Below are 19,323 nucleotides of genomic sequence, written 5' to 3' on the forward strand. Positions count from 1 at the left end.
CTCCTCTTGTGGCCCCTGGTGTGCGGTTCGGTACGGCGGCCGAGGGCCGGTCATCGTCTGACGGCGGCCGAGCCATCCGCCATGAGCGCCTCGATCTCGGCGAGTGAGGCCATGGAGACGTCACCGGGCGTGGTCATGGTCAGTGCGCCGTGGACGGTGCCGTAGGCCAGTGCGCGTTGCAGGCGGGCGGCGTCGAGGTTCTCCGCGAGGCCGGTGCTAGCCGCCGAGCCGCCCTCCTCTCCGCCGCCCGTCAGCAGTCCGTAGATCAGTCCGGCCGCGAACGCGTCACCGGAGCCGATGCGGTCCAGGACGTGCAGACCGGGCATGCCGGGGCCGTGCACGCAGCCGGTCCGGGCCGACCAGGCGGCCGAGGACCAGTCGTTCACCCCGGCCGAGGGCACCGCGCGTACGGTCGTCGCCAGCAGCTCGGCCCCGGGCAGGCGTCCCGCGACCTCCGCGAGCGCGTCCGGCACCTCGTCCGCCTCGACCCGCAGCGCCCCGGGGTAGGGTCCGGCCAGGCCCAGTGCACCCACGACGACGTCGGCGTGGCGGGCGAGGCTCAGGTCGACCTCGCGTGCCCGGTCTGCGCCGCCGCGGCCGTCCCAGAGACTGGGGCGGTAGTTGGGGTCGTAGGAGACTGTCACACCGTGCCGCCGCGCGGCCGCCATGGCCTCCTCCGCGACGTCCGCGGTCGTGTCCGACAGGCCGGCGAAGATACCGCCGGTGTGGAACCAGCGCGGCCCCGAGGAGAAGACCTCGTCCCAGTCGACGTCCCCCTTGCGCAGCTGCGAGACGGCCGTACCCGCCCGGTCGCTGACGCCCAGCGCGCCCCGGACACCGAATCCGCGCTCGACGAAGTTCAGGCCGTTGCGCGCGGTACGGCCGATGCCGTCCGCGGGCACCCAGCGCATCAGCGAGGTGTCGACACCGCCCTGGAGGATCAGGTCCTCGACCAGCCGCCCCACCTGGTTGTCGGCCAGGGCGGTGACGACGGCCGTGCGCAGGCCGAAGCAGCGGCGCAGCCCGCGCACGACGTTGTACTCACCGCCGCCCTCCCAGACCTGGAAGGTGCGCGCGGTGCGGATCCTGCCCTCGCCCGGGTCGAAGCGGAGCATCACCTCGCCGAGGGCCACCACGTCCGTCATGTCGAACTCCCGTGCACCGCCTCGGCGATCAGCCGGCGGATCTCCCCGTACTCCCCCCGCTGCAGATGGGCAGCGGTGGCCATCCAGCTGCCGCCGACGGCGAGGACCGCCGGGACGGCGAGGTAGACGGGCAGGCGCGGAGCGTCGATGCCACCCGTCGGCACGAACCGTGCCTGCGGGAAGGCTGCCGCGAGGGCGTGCAGCATCGGGGTGCCGCCGAGCGGTTCGGCCGGGAAGAGCTTGACGGTGTCGAGGCCGGCCCGCAGGGCGCGCATCAGCTCGGTGGCGGAGGCGACACCGGGCACCACGGGCACTCCCAACTCGCAGCACTTGGCGACGACCTCCTCGTCGAAGCCCGGGGAGACGACGAAGCGTGCCCCGGCCGCCACGGCCCGTTCCGCCTGCTGCGGTGTGAGGACCGTGCCGGCGCCGACGGTCAGCCCGCCGTGGGCGGCCATCGCCCTGAGTACCTGCTCGGCGTCGGGGGTGCGGAAGGTGATCTCGGCACAGCGGGCGCCGCCCGCCGCGAGCGCGTCGGCCAACGGGCCGGCGGTCGCGGCGGAGGGCACGGTCAGCACCGGCACCACGCGGGCACCGTCCAGCACGGAGGCGAGGTCGGTGTGGGTCATCGGCCCAGCCACCCGCCGTCGACGGGCAGCACGGTGCCGTGGACGTAGGCGGCGGCGTCCGAGGCGAGGAACACCGCGGCGCCCGCCAGGTCGTCGGCGCGGCCCCAGCGGGCGGCCGGGATCCGCTCCAGGATCGCCTTGCTGCGGACCGGGTCGTCCTGCAGCGCCTGGGTGTTGTCCGTGGCGATGTAGCCGGGCGCGACGGCGTTGACGTTGACGCCGTGCGGCGCCCACTCGTTGGCCAGTGCCTTGGTCAGGCCGGCGATGCCGTGCTTGGCGGCCGTGTAGCCGGGCACGGTGATGCCGCCCTGGAAGCCGAGCAGCGACGACGTAAAGATGATCTTCCCCTGGCCGCGGGCCACCATGGCCGCTCCCACCGGCCGGGTCAGCGCGAACTGTGCGTTGAGGTTGACCTGCAGGACCAGATCCCAGTCCGCGTCGGTGTGTTCGGCGGCCGGTGCCCGGCGGATCGTGCCGGCGTTGTTGACCAGGATGTCCACCGGCCGCTCGCGCCCGGCGAGGTCCGCGCCCAGGGCCCGGACCGCGGCCGGGTCGGCGAAGTCGGTGCGGATGGCTTCGAAGGTGCGGCCCGCGGCCAGGACGTCCTTCTCCACGTCGCTGCCGGTCTCCTCCAGTGAGGCGCTGACGCCGATGACGTCCGCGCCGGCCTCGGCGAGGGCTCGGGCCATGGCCCGGCCGATACCGCGGCGGGCGCCGGTGACGACGGCGAGTCTGCCGGTGAGGTCGAAGGCGTTCACCGGGTGGCTCCCGGGGCGTCGTCGGTGCAGTTCACGAGGATCTTCATCACGTCGCCGCCGCCCTCCAGGGCCTCGAACGCCGTCGGCGCCTCGGTGAGCGGGACGACCTTGCTGATCAGCCGCTCGGCCGGGATCATGCCATCGGCCACCAGGGTCACCGCCTTCTCGAAGTCGGAACGGTCGTACAACCGGGCTCCCACGAGCGTGAGTTCACGCCAGAAGAAGCGGTGCAGGTTCACCTCGCGCGGGCGGGCGTGGATGGCGACCAGGCACAGCCGGCCGCGCACGCCGAGAACCTCGACGGCGGTGTCCACACCGCCCTGCGCGCCGGAGACCTCGAAGGCGACGTCCGCACCGGCGTCGCCGGTCCACTGCCGGACCAGCTCGGGGATGACGTCGGTGCCCGGATCCCAGGCGGCCAGCCCCAGTTCCTCGGCGATCCGTCGCCGGTGCGGGCTCGGCTCGACCACTCGGACGTCGGCGCCGGCGGCCCGGGCGACCAGGGCGATGAGGACGCCGACGGGGCCGCCGCCGACCACGACGGCCTTCTCGCCGTCGCGGACCTGGGCGCGGCCGACGTCGTGCACCGCGACCGCGGTGGGCTCCACGAGGGCGGCGCGGTCCAGTGGGAGAGAGTCGGGCAGGCGGACGAGGGTCGTGGCGGGCACGGTCCAGCGCTGCTGCATCGCGCCCGGGGAGTCGATGCCGATGAAGTCCAGGTGCTGGCAGATGTGCCGGTGCCCCGCCTGGCAGGCCGGGCAGCTGTCGTCCCAGCGCAGCGGCATCACGGTGACCGCGTCCCCGGGCGACCAGCCCTCCACTCCGGCACCGACCCGTACGATCAGGCCGGACATCTCGTGCCCGATGACGGCCGGCGCGGCGACCCGGGCGTCCATGTCGCCGTGGAAGATGTGCAGGTCGGTGCCGCAGATACCGACGTAGGCGGGGGCGATCTCCACCTGCCCCGGGCCGGGGGACGGGCTCTCGGCGAGAGCGGTGTCCAGGGTGCGGGCGGCGAGGTAGCGGACTGCGAGTGTCATCGTGTTCCCAGGGTCCCTTCAGCGCGGACGCCGATGGTGAGCAGCAGGTTGGCGTAGGTGCGGATGTCGGCGGTGACGACGGCGAGTGCCAGGTCCGGTGAGCGGGCGGCGTCGTAGAACTCGAAGCGGCCGAGCGTCTCGACGGGGACGGGCGCCAGCATCGAGCGGTACTCGGCGATGGGCGGCGGCTCCGGCTCGCCCTCGGGCGGCACCATCACGTGCGCCGACTCGACGGGCAGAGCCCGCAGCAGGACGTCGAGCACGGTGGTGACGTCCAGCAGACCCGGCGCCAGGTTGAGATGGACGCTCCTGGCTCGCGGGCCGGTGGCCGTACTCGCCGGATAGTGGCCGTCGGCGAGCAGGACCCGAGCTCCGTGCCCGGCGCCCGCCAGGGCTTCGAGGATGCCCGGGTGCAGCAGTTCGGTCAGGAGCACGGAGTGCCCTCCTTCCCTTGATCGGGGTCGAGGTCGAGGCGGTAGAACGCGGTGGCGGTACCGGCGAGGACCGCCTCGGTCTCGGCGGCGGAGCAGCCGGCCAGGAGTTCCTCGACGGCGGCGGCCCACCGGTTCCATCCGCCGGCGAGGACGCAGACCGGCCAGTCGGAGCCGAACATGAGCCGGTCGGGGCCGAAGGCCGCCAGCAGGACCTCCCACACCGGCCGGAGGTCGTCGACGGTCCACTTCTCGTGGTCGGCCTCGGTGACCAGGCCCGACACCTTGCACCGCACCTGGGGATGAGAGGCCAGCCGCCGCACGCCCCGCTCCCAGTCGCCCAGGTCCTGCTGGGCGATGGGTGGCTTTCCGGCGTGGTCGAGGACCAGGGGAAGGCCGGGGAGGCGTTCGGCCAGGTGGATCGCCTGGGCGAACTGGTGGCTGCGGATGAGCAGGTCGTACCCGAGGCCCCGATCTGCCACCGCCCGCAGCCCCCGCTCCACCGGGGGCTGTTGCAGCCAGGCGGCATCGGACTCCCCCTGGACGAGGTGGCGTACGGCGCGCAGGTGGCCGCCGCCCGGCCCGGCGCGCAGTGCGTCGAGTACGTCGCCGATCGCGGGGGACGTGAGATCCGCCCAGCCGACGACCGCGCCGACGAGCGGGTCGCTGTCGGCGAGGGCGAGGAACTCGCGCGTCTCGTCGACGGACGTCACGCACTGGACGAGCACCGTGCGCCCCAGCCGCCGGCCTGCCACGGTCGCGGTCGCGGCGGTGCGCAGGTCGGCGGTGCCGAGGGTGCGGCGGATGGGCCCGTGGCCGGGCTCGTCCAGCCAGTGCTGGGGGCGGACGTCCAGGTCCCAGACGTGGTGGTGCGCGTCGACGAGGAGCTGGGTGTCAGGCACGGGCCGTCCAGACCGGGCCGTCGGGGTAGGTGTACTCCTTGAGCGAGCCCGGACGTATCTGCGCGCTCAGCCCGGGCAGGGTCGGCGCGAGGTAGTGGCCGTCCACGATGCGGACGGGGTCGACGAAGTGCTCGTGCAGGTGGTCGACGTACTCGATGACCCGGTCCTCGGTGGTGCCGGAGACGGCGACGTAGTCGAACATCGACAGGTGCTGGACCATCTCGCACAGCCCCACACCGCCGGCGTGCGGACAGACCGGCACCCCGAACTTCGCGGCGAGCAGGAGGATCGCGAGATTCTCGTTGACGCCGCCGACCCGCGCGGAGTCGATCTGCACGATGTCCACCGCGCCGGCCTGGAGGAGCTGCTTGAAGACCACCCGGTTGGCGATGTGCTCGCCGGTGGCGACCTTGATGGGGCTGAGCGCCGCGCGGACGGCGGCGTGTCCGAGGATGTCGTCGGGGGAGGTGGGCTCCTCGATCCAGTACGGATCGTAGGGGGCGAGGGCGCGCATCCAGTCGATCGCGGGTCCGACATCCCACCTCTGGTTGGCGTCGACGGCGACGCGGATGTCCGGGCCGACCGCCTCGCGGGCGACGCGCATGCGCCGTACGTCGTCCTCCAGGGACGCACCGACCTTCAGCTTGATCTGGGTGAAACCGTCGGCGACGGCCTCGCGGGCCAGGTGGGCCAGCTTCTCGTCGGAGTAGCCGAGCCAGCCGGGCGTGGTGGTGTAGGCGGGGTAGCCGCGCTCCAGAAGACGGGCGATGCGCTCCTGGCGACCCGGTTCGGCACGGCGCAGGATCTCCAGCGCCTCCTCGGTAGTGAGCGCGTCGCTGAGCCAGCGGAAGTCGACCTGGGCGACCAGCTCCTCGGGGGACATCTCGCCGAGAAACCGCCAGACGGGCCGGCCCGCGCGCTTCGCGGCGAGGTCCCAGGCGGCGTTGACGACGGCTCCGGTGGCCATGTGGATGGCACCCTTCTCCGGGCCCAGCCAGCGCAGTTGCGGATCGTGCACGAGCGAGCGGGAGAAGGCCCCGAGGTCACCGCAGACCTCCTCGACGGACAGGCCGACCACATACGGGGCGAGGGCGGCGATGGCGGCGGCCTGCACGTCGTTGCCGCGTCCGGTGGTGAAGGCGAGGGCGTGGCCCTCCAGTCCATCGCCGGCGTCGGTGCGCAGCACCACGTAGGCGGCGGAGTAGTCGGGCTCGGGATTCATCGCGTCCGAGCCGTCGAGGTGTTCGGAGGTGGGGAACCGCACGTCCAGGACGTCCAGGGCAGCGAGGCGGGCGGTTGGGAGCACGGGCGAGGACATGGCGGCAACTCCTGTGAGGGGCAAGGGGCGATCCCCCTTGCGACGAGACGTGAACGCGGCGGAGAACGAGCGGCGGGCGACAGCCGCCCGGGTCACTCCTGGACCTTGCCGCCGGTGATGCGCGAGATGGCGAGGGCGACCAGGATGATCAGACCGTTGAGAGCACCGATCCACTGGGCGGGGACGCCCGCCAGCGTGAGCACGTTCTGGATCATGAACAGCAGCAGGATGCCGCAGAAGGCGCCGAACACCGTGCCCTTGCCGCCGTTCAGGCTGATCCCGCCGATGACGGCGGCGGCGAAGACGGTGAAGATGTAGCCGTTGCCCTGCGCGGACGCGACCGAGGCCAGGCGTCCGGACAGCATCAGGCCGGCGAGGGCGGCGAGCACGCTGCCCGTGACGATCACGGTCCACAGCGTCCGGTCGGTGCGGATGCCAGCCGCCTTCGCCGCGTCGACGTTGCCGCCGATGGCGTAGAGGGAGCGGCCGAAGCTGGTCCAGCCGAGCACCACGGTCGCGACCGCGAACAGGGCCAGACAGATCCAGATGGAGGCGGGAATCCCGAACCACTCGGCGGTACCGAGGTAGAGCATCGAGTCCGGCAGCTGGAAGAAGGTCTGGCCGCCGGAGATGCCGGTGAGGATGCCGCGCAGGACGATGAGCATCCCGAGGGTGACGATGAAGCCGTTGAGTCCGAAGCGGATGATCAGCAGGGCGTTGATCACGCCGACGAGTGCGCCCACGGCGAGGGTGACGGGGATCGACCAGGCACCGGGGAGCAGGCCGAGTCCGTGTCCGGCGCCTGCCGGGACGACCAGCCAGGCCGCGACGCCGGGCGCGAGGCCCATGGTGGACTCCAGGGACAGGTCCATCTTCTTGACGATCAGGATCATCGTCTGGGCGAGGACCAGCAGGGCCATCTCGGACATGGTCTGCAGGACGTTGATGAGGTTGTCGGCCTGCAGGAAGACCGGATTGACGATCTGGCCGACGACCGCGATGACGACGATCGCGGGGACGAGGGCGAGGTCTCGCAGGCGGGCCAGGGGTATCCGGCCGCCGAGCAGCGCGGTGCGCCCGGGCTTGCGTTCCACGGCCTTGGCGGCTGCGTCCGGGAGGACGGTTTCAGGCATCGAGGTCCACTCCTTCCATCGCGGCCACGAGTTCGTGGTCGTGCCAGCCGCGGGCCAACTCCGAGGTCACCCGGCCCTGGAACATCACCAGGACCCGGTCGCACATGCGCAGGTCGTCGAGTTCGTCAGAAGCGACGAGTACTCCCGTGCCGGTCCGTGCCGTCTCCTCGACCTTGCCGAGGAGGAACTCCTTGGAGCGCACGTCCACGCCCGCGGTCGGGTTGATCAACACCAGCAGGCGAGGGTCGTCCGCGAGGGCGCGCGCCATGACGACCTTCTGCTGGTTGCCGCCCGAGAGCGCGGAGACGGGCAGCTCGGGTCCAGGTGTCTTGATCGCCAGCTTCTCGATCATGTTGTCGGCGAGCCGGTCCCGTCGGTCACGGCTGAGGAAGCCGTTCCTGCCGAGCCGGTGAGGAACGGACAGCGTGGCGTTGTCCGCGATCGACATGTCGGGCACGAATCCCTGGTGGTGCCGGTCCTGCGGGACGAACCCCGCGCCCGCGGCGAGCGCGGCGGGAACGCTGCCCGGCCGGGGTCGCAGACCGGCGATCTCCACCGCGCCCACCTGGGCCGCCCGCAGCCCCACGACGGTCTCGGCGACCTCGGTACGACCGCTGCCGGCGGCCCCCGCGAGGCCGACGATCTCCCCGGCGCCCACCTCGAAGGTGACGTCACCGTAAGTGCCGTCACTGCCCAGCGCCTGCACGGAGAGGGCGGGCGTGGCGGTGCGGTCGAGGCTGCTCGACCGCGTCTGCAACCCGTCGACCGCCGCCTCGCCGGTCATCGCGGCTACCAGCTCGGTCCGGGGAAGCTCCGCGACCGGCGCGGTCACGATGTGCCGGGCGTCGCGGAACACCGTCACCATGTCGCAGATGTCGTAGACCTCCTGGAGATGGTGGCTGATGAACAGGAAGGTCACGCCCTGGTGCTGCAGGTCGCGGATCCGGTCGAAGAGGCGGTTGATGGCCGCCCCGTCGAGCTGGGCGGTCGGCTCGTCGAGGATGATGAACCGGGCACCGAAGGACAGCGCCCGGGCGATCTCCACGAACTGCCGCTGCTCCACGCCGAGATCGCCGGCCGGGGTCTGCGGGTCGACGTCCACCGACCACGCCGACAGCAGCTCCTGAGCCCGCCGACGCACACCCTGCCAGCTGATGAGCCGGCCGCGACCGTGGTCGTGCCGGTTGAGGAAGAGGTTCTCGGCGACGGTCAGGGTGGGGATGATCGTCGACTTCTGGTAGACGCAGGCCACGCGCTGTCGCCAGGCGTCGCGGTCCGCGAGTCGTGGTGCGGGGCTGCCGCCGAAGGTGACCGTTCCCTCGTCGGGTGCCTGCAGACCGGTGAGGACCGACACGAGCGTCGACTTGCCGGCCCCGTTGCGGCCGACGAGCGCGTGGGTCTCGCCGGGCCTGATGGTGATCCGGGCGCCGTTGAGGGCCACCGTCGGACCGAATCGCTTGACTATGCCCGTCGCCTCGACGACGGGCGGGCCTGCCGGGATCCGTCCGTCGTCCGCCGGGGCGGGCGCGGGGTTGGCTGTTCGCTCCCCGTCGCTCATCACAACCGCCTTGTACTCGTTAGCTGTTGGGTTCCTGGCAGGGGATGTCAGCCGAGGTTGTTGCCCCACAGGGAGGTGTCACCGCTCTTGACGCTGGGCACGCCGCCGTAGGCACCGCCGTCGGCGGTGACGAGGGGAGCGGAGAGCTGGTCCTCGAGCAGACCGGGACGGACCTGGATGATGGTGCTGTCATGGTCAGTCTTGCCGGGCTGGAACGTCTTCCCGTCGATCGCCGCCTTCAGGTAGGACAGGGCGTACTTGGCGTACAGGTCGGCCGGCTGGGAGACGGTGGCGTCGATGTTGCCGGCCGCGATGTTCTTGAGCTCCTCGGGGATGCCGTCGTTGGACACGATGAAGACGTGCTTCGGGTCCGTGGGGGCGACCAGCAGGCCCTTCTGCTTGAGCACCTGGAGCGTGCCCGACAGGGCGAAGCTGGACTCCATGTAGATGCCCTTGATGTCCGGGTTGGCGATCAGATCGGTCTGCAGCTTCTGCGCGGCGACCGCACCGTCCCAGTTGGTGGCCTCCCCGAGCACCTTGATGCCGGGGTAGTTCATCTTCATGCAGTCGTTGAACGCCTCGGTGCGGTCACGGCCGTTGATGGAGTCCAGGCCGCCCTCCAGCATGACGACCTTGCCCCCGCCGTTCAGCTTCGCGCCGAGGAACTGGCAGGCCTTCTCGCCGTAGGCGCGGTTGTCGGCCCGCACCACCATGAACACCTTGCCGCTGTCGGGGCGGGTGTCGACAGTGACCACGGGGATCTTCTTCGCCTCCAGCTGCGCCAGCGTCGGCGCGATGGCGGCGGTGTCCTGGGGCGCCATCGCGATGCCCTTCACACCCTGGCTGATGAACGTCTGCGCGTTGGCGGTCAGCTTGGCGACGTCGTTCTGCGAGTTCGTCGTCTTGAGCGAGAGGCCCAGCTGACCAGCGTAGTTGGGCGTGTACTTGATGTAGGAGTTCCAGAAGTCGGTGTCGGAACGCGGGTAGTCGACCCCGACCAGCGGTGCGCCGCTGGACGCGGAACTGGTGCCCGAGCTGCTGCAGGCGCTGAGCAGCGCCAGGGCGGACAGAGCTGAGGCGGTGGAGTAGAGGGCGGTTCTGAGTCTCATCGGTACTTCCTCGCGCTGGTCCCGTGAGCGGGAGAGAGTTCTGCAGGGCGACAGCTGTGCGTCGTCGCATCAGAGAGATGGGATGTATGTATAGGTGGCGACGGAATCTGCTGTCTAGACGTCAGGAGAAAGTTGCTGGAAGAGAGATGAGCGGGGAGCTCCCAGGGCGACCCGTGGGAACCAAATCAATCCCATCAATGACGCGTACTCGTGATGCCCGCTCACGGCTTACGCCGGAGCTCCCGTGCGGCGGCGGCCCTCCGTCGCCCCCCGAACGTTCCATGTCTGGTGCATAGCACCCCGGCGGCAGCGAGCAGCGACGCGGCGGCAGCGACGGCGGACACGCCGCGGTAGCCCAGCGGGCCGCCCAGCACAGCGCCTGCCGGCACGCCGAGAGCGAGAGGGTCGTGTCGTCATTCGGCTCAGTCTCTGGCCGGTGGCGGATGCCGCTGGGGCCAGCCCCGCGGCCGGCCCCGATGACTCAGCGGCCCCGCCTCGGCGTACCGGCCCGAGCTCCGGCCAGCGGCGCGTCCTCGCAGAGATATCACCCACTCTCCGCCGCTGAACATCCCATGTATGCCACAGACTTCAAGCTCCGTGACGAGGAGGAGCTCACCGTATCTCATTCAGTGCCGCTCGCAGCAGCCTTACGCCCGCCGGTCGACAACTCGCCACATGGCCCAACACATCCCATGTATCGGACCAGGCGACTCATTCTGTCCTACGTCTTGACAGTCACCCTGAGGCTGCCAGAATCGGCAAGGCCGTAGAGCTGTTATCGCTCACATTTCTCGTCCCCCTCGCGCCGCAGGCCGTGTCGAGCCGCACTGCATGCGCTGCCCGAGCTTCGGCGTCGCGGCCCCGAACGTCCCCACCCAACGACGAAGGATCCAGCCATGGCGATCAACAGACGCGTCTTCCTGTCGAGTGCCGCCGGCATCGCTGCCGCCGCTACGGCGAATCTGACGATTGGTACGGCGAGGGCGCTCGCGGCTCCGTCGTCCTATTCACCCACCTGGGCCTCGGTGGATCAGCACCCACCGGCGCCGGAGTGGTTCCAGGACGCCAAGTTCGGGATCTACTTCCACTGGGGGGCCTTCAGTGTCCCGGCGTACGGCAGTGAGTGGTACCCGCGGAACATGTACATCGGTGGAAGTGATGTGAACAGCCATCACATCGCCACCTACGGGGATCCGTCGGTCTGGCCCTACGACAACTTCATCGACGGGGCCCGCGACAAGGCCGGCAACTGGGTGCAGTTCTCGCCCAAGCTGACCTCCCAGGGCGGGAACTTCGACCCGGACGCCTGGGCCCAGCTCTTCGTGGACGCCGGCGCCCGGTTCGCCGGGCCGGTGGCGGAGCACCACGACGGCTTCTCGATGTGGAACAGCTCGGTCAACGAGTGGAACTCGGTGCAGCGAGGGCCCAAGCTGAACCTCCTGCAGATCTTCCGCGACTCGATCCGGGGCAAGGGTCTGAAGCTGCTGGTGGCGATGCACCACGCCTACAACTTCAACGGCTACTACGACCACGCGCCGGCGCAGCCGACTGCGAGCCTGCAGAAGCTCTTCGGCCAGCTGGGCACGACGGCGGAGAACCAGCTCTGGTACGACAAGCTCAGGGAGGTCGTCGACCTGGCCCGACCGGACATCCTGTGGGAGGACTTCGACCTCTCCAAGGTCGACGAGACTCAACGCCTGAACTTCCTGTCGTACTACTACAACCAGGCCCAGGGCTGGGGCCAGGAGGTCGTCGCCACCTACAAGGACGGCTACGACAACCTCGGCGAGGTCTTCGACTACGAACGCGGTGGCCCGGGCGACATCGCCAGCCCGTACTGGCTGACCGACGACAGCATCAGCAGCTCCAGCTGGTGCTACACCGTCGGCATCGGCTACTACTCCACCCAGCAGATGCTGCACGCGCTGATCGATCGGATCAGCAAGAACGGCAACATGCTGCTCAACATCGCTCCGACGGCGGACGGGACGATCCCCCAGGGCCAGAAGGACGTCCTCCTGGGCATCGGCGACCACCTCCACCGATTCGGCGAGTCCCTGTACGCCACCCGGGCCTGGACGGTCTACGGGGAGGGGCCGACCAAGATGGGCGGCGGCTCCTTCACCACCCCCGTGGCGGGCACGAACAAGGACTTCCGGTTCACCCGCAGCAAGGACAGCACCGTCCTGTACGCCACGGTCCTGGGCTGGCCCGGGAGTTCCACGACCATCAGCACCCTGGCGAGCGGCCGCATCGACCTGAGCTCCCTGACGTCGGTCCAGCTGCTGAATCCGACCGCGGGCACGTACACCAGCCTGCCCGCGCCGACCCAGGCGAGCGACGGCCTGCACATCACCCTGCCGTCGTCCTCGGCCCCGTTCAATGCCCTCGCCTACGTGCTGAAGTTCACCTTCTCCGGTCAGATCCCCGTCCTCCAGCCCGGGGGCACCGGCGTGGTCACCGCGTACAGCGACGTCTCGTACGCGGGCACGGCGGCCGGCCTGGTGCTGGGCGGCTACACGGCCGCCCAGTTGCAGAGTGCGGGTCTGGCGGCGCGGACCATCTCCTCCGTGCGGGTGCCGGCGGGCTACCAACTGGTCGGCTACTCCGGCGACAACTTCACCGGGACGGCGTGGACCTTCAGTGCGGACACCCCCGACCTGCGCAACACCGGCAACAACGACGCCATCACGTCGCTGAAGGTGATCTTCAATCCGGCCACCTACTTCCGGATCGGCAACGTCACCGACGGCCTGGCCCTGGACAGCGGCGGCAACGTCGCCTCGGGCAGCAACCTCAAGCAGTGGACCTGGGACGGCAGCCCCAACCTCCAGTGGCAGGCCGTCGACCTCGGCAACGGCTACTACAAGCTGGTCAACCGCACCAACGGGATGGTGGCCGACGGCTGGGGCTCCACCTCCAACGGGGCACCCGCGCAGCAAGCTCCCTGGAACGGCGGCACCAACCAGCAGTGGCAGATCACAAACCGCGGCAACGGCCTGTACAGCATCGCCAACCGCACCACGGGCCTGGTCCTGGACGGCGGCGGCCAGGTCGCCGCCGGCTCCGTCACCAAGCAGTGGGGCTGGAACGGCAGCCCCAACCTGCAGTGGTCCTTCATCGCACAGTAGGCCGCCGACCGGGCGGTTCACGACGCACTGCCCGAACCCCTGCAATACCGTCAACGCGTCGACCCCGCAAGCGCGTCCGCGTGGCCGCCGCGCTCCACTTCGTGGTGCGCGGCGGCCACGTCGTCCGGTGCGAGCAGTCCCAGCAGAGACCCCGCCTGTGCGTCCTGCGGCGGGGGTGCCACCCCGTCGACCCCGCACAACGCCGTCCACCATCCCTTGGGGCCCGGGCGCCACGCGGTTCGGGGACCGTCTCCGTGGTCGGGGATGGGCAGGCGCACTCCGACCTGGCGGGCGCCCAGGCCGCGATGGTCGACGACGATGCCTACTACCGGCTGGTCCCAGTGCGCAGCGGCAAGGTGCTGGAAGGAGGACGGCCTGTCGGGCGCGGCCGGTGTGGGGTCGCCGAGTTGCCGATCTGCTCGCGTTGCCTGGTTTCCACGCTGATGACCGGCTCGCCTGCCGCCTGGTACTGCTCGACCCGGCGGGCCTGCGCGAACACCTGGAGGACCTCGACGACGAACTCGCCGAACACGCCGGCCCGGACGCCGACCCGGGCGTCCGGCGCTACGACGCCCCGCCCGCCTGGCTCACCCCACTGGCCGACCTCGCCTTCACGGGCGAGGCCGGGAAGACGGCCGAGCACCAGGTCGGCCGCCCGATGGACTCAGGCGGCCGACCTCCCCGACCCGGCTTGGGACGCCGTGGCCGCCGAGGGTGAATTCGCGCTCACTCGGGCGATGCTGGCGATGACCCAGCTGGCCCGCCCCAAGCCCACGTGCTTCCTCGCGGTAAAGACGGCCCACGGCGGCGGGCCGCTCGCGGCCACCGTCGTCCAAATGGTCGCTGAGGGCACCTCCGAGTCCTCCTTCGTCCGGCTCGACCTGATGCTGCGCCGGATCGCGGCGGACGCGGGCCCGCTGCCCGTGCCCGAGGGGGCCCGTGCCACGTCGCGTGACGCGGCACGGGCCCCCGGCCGCTTCGAGCCGCCCCCGCGCACCGACCGGCGCAAGCCCCCGGCCCGCTCCGGCTTCAGCCGCGCGGCGCACGCCGCATCGTCCACAGCGTCGGGCCGTCGCCCGGCAGCGGCACCTCCTCCAGCACCTCGAAGCCGAAGTGCCGGTAGACGGCGAGGTTCTCCGCCTTCGAGGACTCCAGGTGGACGGGCAGTCCAGCCGCGTCCGCCCTGGCCAGACCCGAGCGCAGCAGGGCGGCGCCCTGCCCCTGGCCCCGCGCGACCGGTTCCGCGCCGATCACCGCCAGGTACCAGTGCGCCTCCTGCGGGGCGTTCGCGGCGGCCGCCTCGACGCACTGGCGGAACCAGTGGGCCCGGTCACCCAGGAGTTCCGAGAGCTCCCGGATCGTTTCCTCGTCCGGGGTGGCCTTCTCCTGCGCCTCCGGCGCCACCCAGAAGGCGGCCGCGTGCCCGGTGCGCTCGCACAGGCCGTACGGCAGGTACTGCCGGGTGAACAGCGTGGTGAAGTAACCGCCCAGTGCGGCGGGGCGCTCGGCGGCGTCCGGGAAGAACCAGCACATCATCGGATCGTCCTCGAAGGCCCGGGCCAGCACCCGGGATATCACCCCGACGTCCTCGCCGGTCGCCGCCCTCGGCGCGTTCGCCGTCCTGTTCGAGGACGCAGCCGGGTCCGCATTCATGTTCGTCATCCGCATACGGACATTCTGCGCGCCCTTATCCCGCCCGCCCAGGCCGGGTCCGTCAACTCCACTTCTGAGAAACCTTCCTGACGGTCAGCAGCGGCGGACAGCGAGGGGACGGTCAGCACCGCACAGCCGGCCCGGCGGGCACAGTACGGGGGGACCGGGCGGCGCAGCCCGCGGCGCAGCGGGCCGCCGCTGCGTCCGAGTACCAGCAGGTCGTCCGGCCGGTCGGCGACGTGCAGCAGGGCGGGGCCGGTCTCTCCGCGGATCACCACCGGCCGCACCGGGACACCAGGGGCGACCCCGCCGAAGGCCGCGTCCAGCGCCTCGTCCAGCCGCCGCTCGGCGGCCTCCCGGACGACGGCGAGCAGCGGCGGGCACGGCGAGCACCGGTAGCCGTGCTCACCGCCCGGCGGCTCCCAGGCGAGCACCGGCCACAGCTCGGCGCCGCGCTCCCGGGCCTCGGCCGCGCCGCGGTGCAGCGCCGCCAGGCTCCCCGGCGAGCCGCTGACCCCGACCACCACCCTGGGTGCCGTGCCGCCCTGCCGCCGCCCGTCGCCGTGCATGGTTCGCCCTCGTCCGTTCCGGTGGTTCATCGCCCCCCACCCAACCGCCACCGGGCCGGCCGACCGGCCCTCGTTGACGGCTTCCTGACGCCGCGGACCGGGTTTCCTACGGACTCCGTACACGCCGTCGGCCGACCGGGGCCGGAGCGGATCCGGCGGGACCGCCGACAGCGCGGAGCGGGCGTCCTCAAACGCTCACGGACATTCGGCCCATCCCGCCGCCCTGCGAGGTGACCCCCGCACGCATTCGGCGAGGGGCCGAGGCGCAGCGGTTATGCATACGGCATGAAGCTCACCCCCAACGCCGCCCTCGGCGTCCCACTGATGATCGCCGCCGCCCTGGCCCTGGGCACCTCTCCGACCGCCGCGGCCACCGGAGACCTGGCCGTCAACGGCACCACCCACACCGACCCCTCCGGGTGCTACGCACTGGACGGGACCGCCAGCATCGTCGACAACCTCACGGACGAGGCGGCGGAGATCCACTCCGGCGCAGACTGCACCGGGGAGGTCGTCGAGGTGATCCAGGCCGGCGACGACAGTCGCGTCACGGAGGCGCAGAGCCTCTACATCCCCTGATCCGGAACCAACCCATGGTGCTAACCTCACTAGCACCATGTTGCTGAAGCTCGATCTTGGCGACGCCCGCCCCCTGCACGAGCAGGTGGCGGGCGCGATCCGACGGGCCGTCGCGGAGGGCGAGTGCGCCCCCGGCGACAAGCTGCCGCCCGCCCGGGAGCTGTCCCGGGCCCTCGGAGTGAACACCAACACCGTGCTGCGCGGGCTGCGCGCCCTGCGAGACGAGGGGGTGCTGGAGTTCCGCCGGGGCCGTGGCATCACGGTCGCGAAGGAGGCCGGCACCCGCGCCGAACTGGTCGACCGGGTACGGCAGCTGATCGCGGAGGCGGCCAGGGCCGGCTACAGCAGGAACGATCTCGTGGATCTGATCAGGGGGATGTCGTGAGGGACGAGGAGCCTACGGGAGAGCCCGCCCCGGACGGGCCGGTCCGGCGGGGCGCACTGTGGGGGGCGGTGGTCTGGACCCTCGGTGTGGCCGCTCTGCTGGTTGCGATGCCGATGAGCGCGCGCGACCGGCTGCCGGAGCGGGTGGCGACCCACTGGAGCGGGAGCCGGCCGGACGGTTCGATGCCGCTGACGACGGCGGCGCTGTTCCCTGCCGCCGTCTGGCTGCTGGTCGCGGGGGCGCTCGCCGTCGCGCTCCGGTTCCGGCCCGGGTGGGCCCGCGGCCTCGCCGGGCCCCTACTGGCCGCCACCGGGGTGCTGCTGAGCGGGGCGCAGGCCTCCATCGTGCGCGCCAACCTGGACCGCGCCCGGTGGCAGGACGCCGCGCCGATGGGCTTCGAGGTGGTCCTGATCGTCGTGGCGGCCGGCCTGACGGGCGCCCTGGCCTGGCTGGCGACCCGACGGCCCGTCGGCGCCAGCGTCGGCACCGGCACCGGCGCCCCGGCCGCCCCGCTCGGGGCGCCGGTGCTGGAGCCGAGGACCGGTGAGCGGCTGGTCTGGCTCTCGCAGGCCTCCAACCACTGGCTGCAGACGCTCTCCTCGGTCCTGGGGCTGCTCTCGGTGCCGGGAGTGATGCTGGCCGCGAGCGGGCTCACCGGTTCCGTGGACTGGCGGGCGGTCACGTTCTTCGGCCTCGGCGCCGTGGTCACCCTGCTCTGCTCCTCGGTGCGGGTCCGGGTGACCGAGGCGGGCCTGCACGTCGGCTTCGGCCCGTTCGGCTGGCCCGCCCGGCACCTGGCCCCCGCCGAGCTGGTCTCGGCCCGGGTCGAGCGGCTGACCGCCCGCCAGGCCGGCGGCTGGGGCTACCGCGTCCACCGCGGGGGCAGCATCGTGTTCCTGCGCCGGGGCGAATGCCTGGTGGTCCGCACCGAGCGCGGACGGGACTTCGCGGTCAGCGTCGACGACGCCGAGCGCGGCGCCGCCCTGCTCAACGCACTGATCGCCCGTAGGGCCGACGCCTCGACGCGCTGATCGCCCGTAGGGCCGACGCCCCGACACGCTGATCGCCCTACCGCCGGTGCCCCAGTACGCCGAGCCCCGCCCGGGCCCGCCACCCGTGAGCAGCCCTCCGGTGGCGGGCCGGTCCGTCTGCGGCGAGGCTGGTGCGCGGCCGACCCAGCGGCCGGGACCCGTCCTCGGGTGATGAGCGGGCGAGCAGCGGAGGACGGTGGTGCGGGTGGCCGACGGCAGCGGCGGCTTCCCCTCGCGCAGCGTCTGGCGCCGCCCCGAACTCAGCTGGGTCGACGTGCTGGTCGCCGCCGCGCTGGTGGCCGGGCTGTACGGGCTGCTGCGGCTCGCCCCCTCGCTGGACGCGCCGTTCCTGCCCGCCCAGGCCCCCGCCACGGTCTCCACCGACCCGTCGAACCTCCCCTTCTACGCGGTGCGTTCGCTGCTGCGGATGTTCGTCGCGCTGTTCGCCTCGGTGCTGTTCACCTTCGTCTACGCGAGCGCCGCGGCCCGGCTGCGGCGGGCGGAGAAGGTGCTGCTGCCGGTCCTGGACATCCTCCAGTCGGTGCCGATCCTGGGCTTCCTGTCGATCACCGTCACCGCCTTCATCAACCTCTTCCCCGGCTCCACGCTCGGCCTGGAGTGCGCGTCGGTCTTCGCCATCTTCACCTCCATGGCCTGGAACATGACCTTCGCGTTCTACTACTCCCTGGTCAGCCAGCCGCGCGAACTGGACGAGGCGGCCCGGGTGATACGACTGACCAAGTGGCAGCGGTTCTGGCGCCTGGACGTGCCCGGCGGCATGATCCCGCTGGTCTGGAACGGGATGATGAGCTTCGGCGGGGCCTGGTTCTTCCTCGCCGCCTCCGAGTCGATCGGCGTGCTCAACCACCGCTACGCGCTGCCCGGCATCGGCTCCTACGCGGCCACCGCCATCGGCGACGGCGACCTGCGGCAGGTCGGCATCGCGACCGGCGTGATGGTCGTCATGGTGATCGGCGTCAACGTGCTGTTCTGGCGGCCGATGACGGCCTGGTCCGAGCGGTTCCGGGTGGAGGAGTCGGAGTCCGCCGACCGGCCGCGCAGCGTCGTCCTCGACCTGCTGCGCCGCTCCAGCCTGCCGGAGCTGGCGGCCCGGCCGCTGCGGCCGCTCGGGCTCGCGCTGGACCGCGGCACGCGCGTCTTCGGCCTGGCCGAGCACCCGCTCGCCCGCCCCGCTGCCCGGGAGCGCACCGGGGACGTGTTCTTCGCCGGGGCGGTGGCCGTCCTGGTCGTCTTCGGCGCCTGGAGGGCCTTCGACTACGTCCGCACCACCGTCGGCCTCGGCGAGTTCGGCCACGCCTTCGCCCTCGGTGCGGCCACCTTCGGGCGGGTGGTGGTGGTGCTGGTGGCGGCGACCGCGCTGTGGGTGCCGGTCGGGGTTTGGATCGGGATGAACCCCGGGGTCGCCCGCTTCGCCCAGCCGGTGGTGCAGGTGCTGGCCAGCTTCCCGGCAAACTTCCTGTTCCCCTTCGCCACCGCCGCATTCGTCGCCCTCGGGGTCCCGCTGGACGTCGGCGCGGTGCTGCTGATGGCCCTCGGCGCCCAGTGGTACATCCTGTTCAACGTCGTCGCCGGGGCCTCCGCGATCCCCAGCGACCTGCGCGAGGCGATGGCCGGCTTCCAGGTCGGGGGCGGGCTGCGCTGGCGCGCCTTCGTCCTCCCGGCGGTCTTCCCGTACTACGTCACCGGCGGCATCACCGCGGCCGGCGGCGCCTGGAACGCCTCGATCGTCGCCGAGGTGGTGGACTACGGCTCGCACCACCTCACCGCCACCGGGCTCGGCTCGTACATCGCGGACGCCACCGCCACCGGGGCCTTCCCGAAGGTCCTGGTCGGGGTGAGCGTGATGAGCGTGTACGTGGTCGCGCTCAACCGGCTGCTGTGGCGCCGGCTCCACCGGCTCTCCGAGACCCGCTACGCCCTGTGAGGAAGTC

The 19,323-nt window shown here is 71.7% G+C and carries 18 protein-coding genes; 6 read left to right on the top strand and 12 right to left on the bottom strand.

Features of this window, described 5'->3' with window-relative positions; all coding sequences use genetic code 11:
• Positions 1-50 precede the first annotated feature (50 nt).
• The 10 genes from ACFV1W_RS25835 to ACFV1W_RS25880 form a co-directional block, all read right to left on the bottom strand.
• Positions 51-1,145, bottom strand: a complete 1,095-nt coding sequence (locus ACFV1W_RS25835) for a PfkB family carbohydrate kinase (protein ID WP_380419613.1) — start codon at positions 1,143-1,145, stop codon at positions 51-53.
• Positions 1,142-1,774 carry a bifunctional 4-hydroxy-2-oxoglutarate aldolase/2-dehydro-3-deoxy-phosphogluconate aldolase gene (locus ACFV1W_RS25840; RefSeq protein ID WP_380419614.1) on the bottom strand — a complete coding sequence of 211 codons (633 nt, stop codon included), beginning with the start codon at positions 1,772-1,774 and terminating at the stop codon, positions 1,142-1,144. Before ACFV1W_RS25840 ends, ACFV1W_RS25835 begins: the two co-directional genes overlap by 4 nt.
• Positions 1,771-2,532: an SDR family oxidoreductase gene (locus tag ACFV1W_RS25845; RefSeq protein ID WP_380419615.1), complete on the bottom strand. Its 762-nt coding sequence runs from the start codon at positions 2,530-2,532 to the stop codon at positions 1,771-1,773. Before ACFV1W_RS25845 ends, ACFV1W_RS25840 begins: the two co-directional genes overlap by 4 nt.
• Positions 2,529-3,572, bottom strand: coding sequence for a zinc-binding dehydrogenase (locus ACFV1W_RS25850; RefSeq protein WP_380419616.1), 1,044 nt, complete (start codon positions 3,570-3,572; stop codon positions 2,529-2,531). The genes ACFV1W_RS25845 and ACFV1W_RS25850 overlap by 4 nt, the downstream gene beginning before the upstream one ends.
• Complete coding sequence (locus ACFV1W_RS25855) at positions 3,569-4,006, bottom strand: RbsD/FucU domain-containing protein (RefSeq protein WP_380419617.1); 438 nt, start codon at positions 4,004-4,006, stop codon at positions 3,569-3,571. The genes ACFV1W_RS25850 and ACFV1W_RS25855 overlap by 4 nt, the downstream gene beginning before the upstream one ends.
• Positions 3,997-4,905 carry an amidohydrolase family protein gene (locus tag ACFV1W_RS25860; RefSeq protein ID WP_380419618.1) on the bottom strand — a complete coding sequence of 303 codons (909 nt, stop codon included), beginning with the start codon at positions 4,903-4,905 and terminating at the stop codon, positions 3,997-3,999. Before ACFV1W_RS25860 ends, ACFV1W_RS25855 begins: the two co-directional genes overlap by 10 nt.
• The gene (locus tag ACFV1W_RS25865) at positions 4,898-6,223 is read right to left on the bottom strand and encodes an enolase C-terminal domain-like protein (RefSeq protein WP_380419619.1); all 1,326 of its coding nucleotides are present in this window, start codon (positions 6,221-6,223) and stop codon (positions 4,898-4,900) included. Before ACFV1W_RS25865 ends, ACFV1W_RS25860 begins: the two co-directional genes overlap by 8 nt.
• Before the next feature lie 92 nt (positions 6,224-6,315).
• The gene (locus ACFV1W_RS25870; protein WP_380419620.1) at positions 6,316-7,356 is read right to left on the bottom strand and encodes an ABC transporter permease; all 1,041 of its coding nucleotides are present in this window, start codon (positions 7,354-7,356) and stop codon (positions 6,316-6,318) included.
• Complete coding sequence (locus tag ACFV1W_RS25875; RefSeq protein WP_380419621.1) at positions 7,349-8,914, bottom strand: sugar ABC transporter ATP-binding protein; 1,566 nt, start codon at positions 8,912-8,914, stop codon at positions 7,349-7,351. Before ACFV1W_RS25875 ends, ACFV1W_RS25870 begins: the two co-directional genes overlap by 8 nt.
• A gap of 47 nt (positions 8,915-8,961) precedes the next feature.
• On the bottom strand, positions 8,962-10,023 hold the full coding sequence (locus ACFV1W_RS25880; RefSeq protein WP_380419622.1) for a sugar ABC transporter substrate-binding protein: 1,062 nt from the start codon (positions 10,021-10,023) through the stop codon (positions 8,962-8,964).
• An 896-nt stretch (positions 10,024-10,919) separates the two neighbouring features.
• On the opposite strand from ACFV1W_RS25880, the gene ACFV1W_RS25885 reads away from it, so the two are divergent.
• Together ACFV1W_RS25885 and ACFV1W_RS25890 are read left to right on the top strand one after the other, a co-directional pair.
• Positions 10,920-13,154, top strand: coding sequence for an alpha-L-fucosidase (locus tag ACFV1W_RS25885; protein WP_380419623.1), 2,235 nt, complete (start codon positions 10,920-10,922; stop codon positions 13,152-13,154).
• Between the two features lie 424 nt (positions 13,155-13,578).
• Positions 13,579-13,872, top strand: coding sequence for a hypothetical protein (locus tag ACFV1W_RS25890; protein ID WP_380419624.1), 294 nt, complete (start codon positions 13,579-13,581; stop codon positions 13,870-13,872).
• A gap of 311 nt (positions 13,873-14,183) precedes the next feature.
• Here the strand turns inward: ACFV1W_RS25890 and ACFV1W_RS25895 are convergent, their stop codons facing one another.
• Together ACFV1W_RS25895 and ACFV1W_RS25900 are read right to left on the bottom strand one after the other, a co-directional pair.
• The gene (locus ACFV1W_RS25895) at positions 14,184-14,816 is read right to left on the bottom strand and encodes a GNAT family N-acetyltransferase (RefSeq protein WP_380419625.1); all 633 of its coding nucleotides are present in this window, start codon (positions 14,814-14,816) and stop codon (positions 14,184-14,186) included.
• Positions 14,813-15,376 carry a universal stress protein gene (locus ACFV1W_RS25900; protein ID WP_380419626.1) on the bottom strand — a complete coding sequence of 188 codons (564 nt, stop codon included), beginning with the start codon at positions 15,374-15,376 and terminating at the stop codon, positions 14,813-14,815. The genes ACFV1W_RS25895 and ACFV1W_RS25900 overlap by 4 nt, the downstream gene beginning before the upstream one ends.
• Before the next feature lie 285 nt (positions 15,377-15,661).
• Between ACFV1W_RS25900 and ACFV1W_RS25905 the strand changes: the two genes are divergently transcribed.
• The 4 genes from ACFV1W_RS25905 to ACFV1W_RS25920 all read left to right on the top strand — a co-directional run bounded on the left by ACFV1W_RS25905 (position 15,662) and on the right by ACFV1W_RS25920 (position 19,316).
• Positions 15,662-15,955 (top strand): hypothetical protein, encoded by a 294-nt coding sequence (locus tag ACFV1W_RS25905; protein WP_380419627.1) that lies wholly within the window; start codon positions 15,662-15,664, stop codon positions 15,953-15,955.
• 37 nt (positions 15,956-15,992) lie between these two features.
• The gene (locus ACFV1W_RS25910) at positions 15,993-16,340 is read left to right on the top strand and encodes a GntR family transcriptional regulator (RefSeq protein WP_380419628.1); all 348 of its coding nucleotides are present in this window, start codon (positions 15,993-15,995) and stop codon (positions 16,338-16,340) included.
• The gene (locus ACFV1W_RS25915) at positions 16,337-17,371 is read left to right on the top strand and encodes a DUF1648 domain-containing protein (protein WP_380419629.1); all 1,035 of its coding nucleotides are present in this window, start codon (positions 16,337-16,339) and stop codon (positions 17,369-17,371) included. Before ACFV1W_RS25910 ends, ACFV1W_RS25915 begins: the two co-directional genes overlap by 4 nt.
• Before the next feature lie 205 nt (positions 17,372-17,576).
• Entirely contained in the window at positions 17,577-19,316 is a 1,740-nt protein-coding gene (locus ACFV1W_RS25920) for an ABC transporter permease (protein ID WP_380419630.1), read from the top strand.
• Positions 19,317-19,323 lie beyond the last annotated feature (7 nt).

Origin of the sequence: Kitasatospora sp. NPDC059648, from assembly GCF_042734825.1 — a bacterium.
In the GTDB taxonomy this organism is placed as follows: Bacteria; Actinomycetota; Actinomycetes; order Streptomycetales; family Streptomycetaceae; genus Kitasatospora.